The sequence below is a fragment of the Dapis purpurea BLCC-M126 genome (assembly GCF_050015975.1).
Taxonomy (GTDB): Bacteria; Cyanobacteriota; Cyanobacteriia; order Cyanobacteriales; family Microcoleaceae; genus Trichodesmium.
The window spans coordinates 1-10,518 of record NZ_JBNHER010000338.1 but is presented as its reverse complement, the minus strand read 5'-3'; the positions used below and the strand labels follow the sequence as shown (position 1 = coordinate 10,518).

The 10,518-nt window shown below is 37.0% G+C and carries 3 protein-coding genes; 1 reads left to right on the top strand and 2 read right to left on the bottom strand.

Features of this window, described 5'->3' with window-relative positions:
• Positions 1–3,313: nSTAND1 domain-containing NTPase (locus ACP6PL_RS30865; RefSeq protein ID WP_426549197.1), on the bottom strand; the 3,313-nt coding region annotated here is incomplete at its 3' end.
• A 637-nt stretch (positions 3,314–3,950) separates the two neighbouring features.
• On the opposite strand from ACP6PL_RS30865, the gene ACP6PL_RS30860 reads away from it, so the two are divergent.
• Positions 3,951–4,550 carry a hypothetical protein gene (locus ACP6PL_RS30860; protein ID WP_426549196.1) on the top strand — a complete coding sequence of 200 codons (600 nt, stop codon included), beginning with the start codon at positions 3,951–3,953 and terminating at the stop codon, positions 4,548–4,550.
• Positions 4,551–4,642: 92 nt separating this feature from the next.
• Here ACP6PL_RS30860 and ACP6PL_RS30855 read toward each other — a convergent pair whose 3' ends face one another.
• The gene (locus ACP6PL_RS30855; RefSeq protein WP_426549195.1) at positions 4,643–10,255 is read right to left on the bottom strand and encodes a WD40 domain-containing protein; all 5,613 of its coding nucleotides are present in this window, start codon (positions 10,253–10,255) and stop codon (positions 4,643–4,645) included.
• Positions 10,256–10,518: the final 263 nt, after the last annotated feature.

The following is a 10,518-nucleotide window of genomic DNA, read 5'->3' as shown; positions in this document are numbered from 1 at the left end:
TCCAGAATTTCACTGTACCGTCATCACTTGCAGTGGCAATCATCTCTCCATCGGGACTAAATTCTACATCGTAGACTAAACTATTATGCCCTTTTATAGTATGCAATACTTGCCCCTGTTGGTTCCAGAATTTCACTGTACCGTCATCACTTGCAGTGGCAATCATCTCTCCATCGGGGCTGAATTCTACATCGGAGACTAAGCTATTATGCCCTTTCAGAATTTGTAATAACTGCCCCTGTTGGTTCCAGAATTTTACTGTACCGTCATCACTTGCAGTAGCAATAATCTCTCCATCGGGGCTGAATTCTACATCGGAGAGTTTATTCTGATTCCTCCGGAGACGGTTAAACTCTCTAAACTCATCTTGGTTAGTTTTATAAACTGCTACTCGTAGAGCATTTGTAATAATGCTAGTTTCATTCGTTAATGGAAAACCATTATCTATTTGTTTTTGCCTAGCGTTCATTGCACTAATTAGTTCATCCAAACGCTGACCTAAAATAGAATGCGCTTTAGCTTCATTTGCCTTAGCTAACATAGTTTGCTTCTCTGCCAGTCTTCTTTCCTTATCTGCCCTTCTTCTTTCATATTTTGCATCCAAACCAAAGACCATCATTCCTATTGCCAATACTGCCATTACTAATGTGGCAGCAACCGAACCTATAAACAGTCGCTTCTGCAACTGTACTCGTTTTTCCTTTTCCTGCTTCAATTCCTGTCGTATTTCTCCTTCTTTTCTTTGCCGAATAAACCCAACCAAATAATCATGTACTAACTGATAGTGATCTGCTGGGTTGTGCGGTAACAAAAACACCAAGCCAGAATCTACAAAAATATTTAATACTAACTCTAATTCTTCGGAATTAAAATTACTTTCTTTCACCAACTCTACTTTAGTTTTCAGAGGGCGAGTATTATTTTCATCAGTGAACAATAGTAAGACCAACCAAGCTAATTTTTCATTCTCTGCCCCACAGTCTCTTACTACTGATTCTAAATATCGCTCTACCAATTCGGCTTTAGGATTATCTCCTAATTCCAGGTATTTTTCCAACGTGGTAATATCATCTCTCTGCAATTGTGCTCCCATGACTTGCAACTCAATTGGACGAATTTCTCCTAATTCTTCAGCCAAGTCTTCAACTAACTTTTCTGTCAATCTTTCATCTATTTTAAACTGAGAATTTTCTGTTAAACCTTGAATAACCGATTTTGCTTGTGATTGGGAAAAATTCCCTAAGCAATAAAGTATATTTTTACTTAAAATATCATTATTAATTGCTTCTAAATTAGCCAAGCGATCAAATTCTAATAAATAATGAATGTAATCTGACCGTAGGGATAAAACTATTTTCACAAAGGGAATTTTTAAACATTCTTGGAGAAACTTAGCAAATTCCCGTTTATCCTTTAGTTCCATATTGGCAAAGAAAAATTCTTCAAATTGGTCAAAAATTATTACAGTTAACAAATTTGATTGAGCATTCTTTTTTAACTGAGAAAAAATTGCCTCAACCGAATTTATACTTTCTGAATGAACTGTTAAATTAGCAGTTATTTGTTGTTTTTTCTCTAAAACTTTTCCCAATTCCGAAACCCAATGAACATAAACTCTCTGCACAATCACTACTACATCACGAGTATCAATTGATTTTCCCTCTAAAGTCGGAACTAATCCTGCCTGTAAAATCGAACTTTTACCTACTCCTGATGGCCCATGAATAACTATCAGTTTATAGTCAGGGCGACTAATTCTTTCCATCAATATTTCTACATCAGACTGTCGTCCAGATGCTGGAATTTCTTGAGTAACTTTTTCTTGATTAATTCTTCGTTTAGAGTGAGGTAAAGCGGGATTAAGATTTAGTTTTATATCGCTCAAGCGATTGGCACCGATAAAAGCTTGAAATCCAAATTGTTGTTCTATTTTTTGTCGTTTTTGCTTAATTTTAAAAGCCTTTAGATATTCTTTTTGTTGGTAATAAATTCCTCCTAATTCTGTAAGAATATCAATGTAAAGTTCAGCATTGTATTCAGGTTTTGTCGTATATTTTGCTTGTTCTAAACTGGCTATAGATCCTTTGATTTCACCTAAGGCTTTTTCGGTTTTTGCTAGAGAAAATAAATATTGCCCCTGATGATATGAAAACTCCAAATCTAAATTAATTTCTTCCTTTCTTGAGGTACAATTAGATGCTTTAGCTAGGGTTTGTTTGAGGATTTTTAGAGATTTTTGAGCAAGTTTTTTGGCTTGTTGATAGTTATTTTTAGTCAGTTCAACTTCAGCTAGAAAACCATAAGCACAAGCTTCTCGAAAGGGATGGGAATAAGTTTGGTGTAATTCTATTGCTCTGTTGGCAACAGTCTCTAACTTATCCCAAAGTTCCAAAGTTTGCAGAATTTCTCCCCAAGCATTGATAAATTTTGCTGCTAAGTCTGGGTAGTTAGCTGTCTCAAAGGTTTCCACTGACTTCTGATAGTATGAGGCACTCCGGGAACAACCTGTATCTTTGTCTACCCGATGCCAAAGCTCATAACTACGCCACAACAACCCCAGATAATAATAAGTGTGAGCTACTCGCACCTGGTTGTCAAGTTGTTGCCAAAGTTCAAGACTGCGTTGATAATGTTTTAGTGCTGTTTCCTCTGAATTATCTGCTGTTCTACCTAAAACAAATTCTAAACCTGCTTCTAATTTTGGTTCTAACTCAACTCCTCTGTTTGACAATTCTTGCTGTGCATCTAACAATTCTTGATAAATAAACTCTCCCACACCCAAAGCAGTATGCTCCAAAAATATTCCTGCTCCATTCTCTAATACTTTCTGATAAACACAGTTACTCGTTTGCTGAATAAAATCTATTAATTCTTGAGTAGGAGTTTCAAATACAGTCAGACTTGTCCAACTTTCAAAATCAGGAATTAAGCGAATAAACTTCCGGGAAATCTCTTTATCTATCCATAAAAGTATTGGGAAATGAAAATTATTTTTAAATTCCTCCCGCACTAACCCCATTGAGATAAGCAATTGATCTACATCTGTTACCGACTCCAAACCCCAAATCATCAAAGCATCTGGTGCTTTGTCTCCTAAATGTTGGCAGATAGTTTCATAAAGTTCTCCTACTGACTCATCTAAATGTAACTGTGCTAAATCTCCAGAAAAAGATGTCTGGAGTTTCTCGATTAGGCGATCGCGCTGAGTTAGAGTATTACTACGGGCTAAAAATAGCCGAAATTCTCCTTGAGACATTTCCATAGCAAATATTAGCTCGGACAATAATTCTGGATTATGATGAAAATTTGGCATTTAAAATATCTCCATTGATAAACGCACCTGTTAACGAAGTCAGAAGTCAGAAGTCAGAAGTCAGAAGTTATTTTTGTCACAGGCAAGATGTCAGCACTACTAGGGCATCTAGGCTAAAATTATGGGTAAAAAACCTAACCCCCCAACCCCCTTCCCTACCAGGGAAGGGGGAGAATATTTCTTCCCTCTCCTTGTAGGAGAGGGGTCGGGAGAGAGGTCTTCATTGACTCGCTCTTTACCCACATTTTTAAGCTAGACACGCTACTACAAAGGTTTGATTATTAATATTTGTACTTCATATACTTGGAATATGCTGTATATCAAAAAACTAGATTTTATCTCAAGTTCCGATAATTACTTATTATAAAGTTATTAGCTAAACCCTGCTACTGGTGTGACACATCTTAAATATTGCAAGGGATAGAGGCGGGTTGTAGATATATTGTCATGTCTCACAATTTTGTTTCACTGTACTATTAGAATATCTTTACAGATTTCTCAACTATAAAACTTGCATAAGCTAAAACTTGCATAAGCTTAATCAGGCTGAGAAATATTAATAATTTGGTAAGTATTTAGCTTTTTTGTGAACAAGAGGGCTAAATACGGAAAAGTATAAGTATAGAGATTGATAATGATGGGCGATAAACAAATCAAACAAAGCTTGACAGTGCCTGATTATTTGTTGAATCACGAAATTATTAATCAAAAAGAAATTGACTTATTTGGTAAGAAAATTTTTCAACTCTATGATAGATGGTATAAAAAGAATCAAGCTAATAGACGTAATGGTTTAACAAAAATTGAACTAGAAATCAGACAAACTTGTCTAGATAAAATTAATGAACTTTTAAAAATCTCCCAAGATGAAGAAGTGTTAAAAAAACAACTATCTTTGTATAGAGAAAGTTTTCAGAAAGAATTTTCTCAAAAATATAATATAAATTTGAATCCGCCGGAAGAGACAATGATTTACAGATACTTGAGTGAGAATATTTTAAAAATAAAACTTACAACAAATTCGCAAACATTAGATATATCTAAATCGAATTTGAGTCATCAGTCTCTGTCTCCAAAAAAACCTAAATACTCCATGTTTCTTTTAATATGTTTCCGAGCTATTTATCTGATTATTGGTTTTGTTATTGGGATTGTTGAAGTAATTATTCTCTTTGTCTTAATCCCCTGGATTTTTATAAAAATTTGTCAATTAGTTGTAGAGTTTTTATTTGGTTAATAATTAGAACCCACATTCCGCACGACAATAATGAGGGGGGGTTTGAAGACTGAACACGCTTGTATGAAAGTTCTTGGCTAAACCCGCCCCTACTATCTCAACTCCTGCAAAACCTCATCAGTAAATGGGTTTTCCCCTGCCTGGAGTGCTTTTATCCATTTTTGCCGTTGTGCTTTTTTCTTCTCATCATCAGTCAATTTTACATATTCCTGAAAATCTGCAACTGCTCCTTCAATATCCCCTGTTAACGCCCTAGCAAGTCCACGACTATCAATAATATTGCCATTTTTGGGGCTAAGGGCAACTGCTTTTTCACAGGCAAACATAACATCAGGAGCTTGTTTATTAAGAGTACCTTGGTGACAAAGTGTATGCCAATTACTAACATAAATTTGAGTAGGGTCAATTTTTTCTCCTTGTTTGTAGGATTCAATTGCTTCCTTAAAGTCACCTGTTCTCACAAACTCACTTCCTTTATTCACTAATCCATCTACTGCTTGATATTTGGCTTTAGCTTCTGGGTTAATATTTTGCCAAGTAGGGATAAATGCAATTTTGTCAAGTTCTTTTGCTTGTTGATACTTTTCAACTGCTGCCTCAATTTTTCCAACTCTAGCTAATTTCGTACCTTCCTCCATCAACTTTTCTGCCTCCCCTAATGATGCTGCCCAAGCTTTGAAATTTGGCTTGAGGTCGAGATCTGAATTCCATTTCAGTGCTTTTTTAAATGCTACAACTGCTTTTCCAAGTTTTTCTGCTTCCCCGTTGCTTTCCCTTGCCAATTTCTCTCCCTCTATTACCCAACTACGAGCTGCTGTTTTCAGGCGATAGTCAGTCTGGCAAATTCTGAGTTCCTCTAACTCCTGGGGATGGGTAATCAGGTAATCATTTAACCACTCGCAAGCGCGTTTAGTTAAATCTTCTATCCGCCAATTTGTCCACAATTTCACTGTCTTGTCACTACTTGCAGTGGCAATAGTCTCTCCATCTGGGCTAAATGCTACACTATTGACCCAATTTTCATGGCCGGTTAGAGTCTGCAACAACTGCCCCTCAAGGTTCCACAATTTCACTGTATTGTCATCACTTGTAGAAGCAATAGTCTCTCCATTGGGACTAAATACTACACCATTGACCCACTTCTCATGGTCGGTTAGAGTATGCAACAACTGCCCCTCAAGGTTCCACAATTTCACTGTATTGTCATAACTTGCAGAAGCAATAGTCTCTCCATTTGAGCTAAATGCTACACTAAAGACCCTATCCTCATGGCTGATTAGAGTCTGTAACAACTTTCCTTGAAGGTTCCACAATTTTACTGTCTTGTCACTACTTGCAGAAGCAATAGTCTCTCCATCTGAGCTAAATGCTACACTATTGACCCAATTTTCATGGCCGGTTAGAGTCTGCAACAACTTTCCTTGAAGGTTCCACAATTTCACTGTCTTGTCACTACTTGCAGTGGCAATAGTCTCTCCATCAGGACTAAATGCTACACCAAAGACCCAATCATCATGCCCCACAAGAGTCTGTAACAACTTTCCTTGAAGGTTCCACAGTTTTACTTTATTGTCACGACTTGCAGAACCAATAGTCTTTCCATCAGGACTAAATGCTACACCAAAGACCGAATTCTCATGGCCGATTAGAGTCTGCAACAACTTTCCTTGAAGGTTCCACAGTTTTACTTTATTGTCACGACTTGCAGTGGCAATAGTCTCTCCATCAGGACTAAATGCTACACCAAAGACCGAATTCTCATGGCCGGTTAGAGTCTGCAACAACTTTCCTTGAAAGTTCCACAATTTCACTGTCTTGTCACTACTTGCAGAACCAATAGTTTCTCCATCAGGACTGAATGCTACATCCCAGACTGAATTTTCATGGCCGGTTAGAGTCTGCAACAACTTTCCTTGAAGGTTCCACAGTTTTACTTTATTGTCACGACTTGCAGTGGCAATAATCTCTCCATTAGGGCTAAATGCTACACCATAGACTCTATCCTCATGGCCGGTTAGAGTCTGTAACAACTTTCCTTGAAGGTTCCACAATTTCACTGTTTTGTCACTACTTGCAGAAGCAACAGTCTTTCCATCAGGACTAAATGCTACACCAAAGACCGAATTCTCATGGTCGGTTAGAGTCTGCAACAACTTTCCTTGAAGGTTCCACAATTTCACTGTCTTGTCACTACTTGCAGAACCAACAGTTTCTCCATCGGGGCTAAATGCTACACCAAAGACCCAATTCTCATGGCCGATTAGAGTCTGCAACAACTGCCCTTCAAAGTTCCACAACTTGATAGTGTTGTCATAACTTGCAGTGGCAATAGTCTTTCCATCAGGGCTAAATGCTACATCCCAGACTGAATTTTTATGGCCGATTAGAGTCTGCAATAACTGCCCCTTAAGACTCCACAGTTTTACTTTATTGTCACGACTTGCAGTAGCAATAGTCTCTCCATTAGGGCTAAATGCTACACTATAGACCCTATCCTCATGGCCGATTAGAGTCTGTAACAACTGCCCCTTACGGTTCCATAACTTAATAGTATTGTCACCACTTGCAGTTGCTATAGTCTCTCCATCAGGACTAAATGCTACACCATAAACATAATTCTTATGCCCCTGGAGTCTGTTAAACTCTCCAAACTTATCATCTTGGTTATTTTTATAAACTGCTATTCGGAAAGCATTTGTAATCTTGCTACCATCTTCACCCATTGGCTCAAATTTAGCATCTATTTGTTTTTGCCTTGCCTTCATCGCTGTCATCAAACCATGCCATCTTTCACCTGAAGTAGACAAAACTCTAGCCTCATTTGCCTGAGCAATAGCAGTTTGTTTTCTTGCTTCTTTACCTTCCCTGTGTTCCCTCAAGGCAAATATTATCATCATTCCTGCCAATGTTGTCATTATCAATAAACCAGCAACTAAACCTCTCAATGACCACTTTTGCCACTGCCGTTGTTTTTCTTCTGCTTGTTTCAGTTTTTCTAGTATTTCATTTCCTGTCCTCTGCCGAATAAACCCAACCAAATAATCATGTACCAACTGATAACGATCTGCTGGATTTTCCGGCAACAAAAATACCAATCCTGACTTAACAAAAATATCTAATACTAACTCCAAATTCTCAACATTCAACTTACTTTCTTTGACCAACTCAGCCTGAGTTTTCAGAGGGCGAGTATTATTTTCATCAGTCAATAACCACAACACCAACCAAGCCAATTGTTTATTTTCTTCCCCACAGTCTCGCACCACTTCTGCTAAATATTTATCCACCAATTTTGCTTTAGGATTATCTCCTAAATCTTGATATTTTTCTAGAGTAGTAATATTATCATTCTGTAATTGTGCCCCGACAACTTGCAACTCAATCGGGCGAATTCCTCCCAACTCATCTGCCAAGTCTTCTACCAATTTTTCTGTCAGTTTTGAACTTATTTTAAATTGAGAATTTGCTGTTAATTTTTGAATGACTAATTTTGCCTGTGACTTATAAAAATTTGCGAAGTAATAGAGGATACTTTTATCTAAAATGTTATTATTAATTGCCTCTAAATTCCCCAAGCGATTAAATTCTAGTAAATAATGAATATAATCTGATCGTAAGGATAAAACAATTTTCACAAAAGGTATTTTTAAACATTCTTGAAAAAATTGAGCAAATTCTCGTCTATCCTTTGGTTCGCTATTTTCAAAGAAAAATTCCTCAAATTGGTCAAAAATGATAACCGTTAGTAGATTGAATTTATCATTACCATTATTGTCCAACTGAGTAAAAATTGCCTCAGCCGAATTTAGACTCTCTGAATTAACTGTTAAATTGGCAATTACTTGTAGTTTTTCTGCGAGAATTTTACCTAATTCAGAAATCCAATTCACATAAACTCGCTGCAAAACAACAACCACATCACGAGTAGCAATTGATTTTCCCTCTAAGGTCGGAACTAATCCAGCTTGCAAAATCGAACTTTTACCTACTCCTGATTGCCCATGAATAACTATCAGTTTATAGTCAGGGCGACTAATTCTTTCCAGTAATATTTCTACATCAGACTGTCGTCCTGATGCTGCAATTTCTTGAGTAAATTTTTGTTGATCAATTCTTTGTTTCGACTGAGGTAAAGCCGGATTAATATTTACTTTAATATCTCTCAAGCGATTTGCACCGATAAAAGCTTGAAACCCAAATTGTTGTTCTATCTTGAGTTTATCCTGTTTAATTTCAAAAGCTTCTAAATATGCTTTTTGTTGGTAATATATTTCTCGTAATTCCGTGAGGATATTAATGTAAAATTCAGCGTTATATTCAGGTTTAGTTGTATCTTTGGCTTGTTCAAAATTGCCTATTGCTGATTTAATTTCACCTAAACTTTTTTCAGCTTTGGCTAAAGAAAATAAATATCTACCCAGACGAGAATACTTCTCCCAATCTAAGGTTATTTTGTCTTTTTCTGAGGGACAAGTAGATGCAGCCGTTAGGGTTTGGTTGAAAATTTCTATAGCAGTTTTAGCCAGTTTTTTGGCTTGTTTATAGTTATTTTTAGCTAGTTGAAATTCGGCGAGAAAATCGTAGGCATGGGCTAGTCGAAATGATGTTTGATGATCCCCCCTCATTCCCCCCTTGGAAAGGGGGGAGGAAGGAGAAACATCCGACTCCTCTGTTGCTAAGGAAGAAACATCCAACCCCCCCCTTACTAAGGGGGGCTGGGGGGGATCTAAAACTTCTATTGCCCTATTCGCAACAGTCTCCAACTCATCCCAACGCTCCAAAGTCTGCAAAACTTCTCCCCAAGCATTGATAAACTTAGCAACTAAGTCTGGACGGTTAATTGCCTCAAACCCTTCTATTGACTTCTGAAAATAAGAGCAAGCTTTCTCACAAGCCTTATGTTTTTCTGCTCTATTTCTAACAGAATAAAAACGCCACCATAAACCCAGATAATAATTAGTATGAGCCACTCGCAATGGGTTGTTAAGTTGTTGCCAAAGTTGGATACTCCGTTGATAATGCTCAAACGCTATTTCCTCATAATTATTTGTTGCCCTACCTAAAACAAATTCTAAACCCGCCTCTAATTCTAGTTCTAAGCTAACTCCTCTATTTGCCAATTCCTGCCGAGCCTTTACCAACTCTTGATAACTAGATTCTGCTAAACCTAACTCAGCATAATCTAAAAATATTCCTGCCCCACTTTCTAAAACTTTCTGATAAACACTTTCACTCGTCTGCTGAATAAAATCAATTAATTCTTGAGTAGAAGTTTCAAATACAGTCAAACTTGCCCTATTTTCAAAATCAGGAATTAACCGAATGAACTTTCGGGAAACCTCTTGATCTATCCATAAAAGTATTGGGAAGTGAAAGTTTTTTCTAAACTCATCCAGGACTAAACTCATAGATACGAGCAATTTATCTACATCTTTTACTGACTCCAAACCCCAAACCATAAAAGCATCTGGTTGTTGGTCTCCTAATTGTTTGCAGATAGTTCCATAAACCTCTCTAACCGACTCATTTAACTCCAACTTTGCTAAGTCTCCAGAAAAAGACGCTTGGAGTCTTTGGATTAGGCGATCGCGCTGAGTTAGATTATTACAAAGAGCTAGAAATAGCCGAAAGTCTCCTTGAGACATTTTTAGACCAAATATTAGCTCGGACAATAATTCGACTTCATTCTGATTACAATTTGTCATTTCAGTTATCAGTTTTCATTTTTTGTGAATAATTAATTAGGGCTTGCTGATTAAATTTTAAAGCATTGACAGGTAAAGGTTTTAGCCGTTTCAGGTCTGGAAAAAGTACAAGGTTTTTGCTCCTTAGAGCTGCATAAAGTTAGGATTTTGGGTTGACGCGAGCTAGAAAAATCAAGGGATAATTCTGACTCCTGCCTCCTTATCATTCCTTACCCAATTATTAATTATTAATAATTAAATAATTCTGGTTTAAAGCCTCCCCT

Bases quoted from the DNA above. Each gene is read 5' to 3' on its own strand.
- ACP6PL_RS30860 (WP_426549196.1), top strand. From the start codon at position 3,951: ATGGGCGATAAACAAATCAAACAAAGCTTGACAGTGCCTGATTATTTG.
- ACP6PL_RS30855 (WP_426549195.1), bottom strand. From the start codon at position 10,255: ATGACAAATTGTAATCAGAATGAAGTCGAATTATTGTCCGAGCTAATA.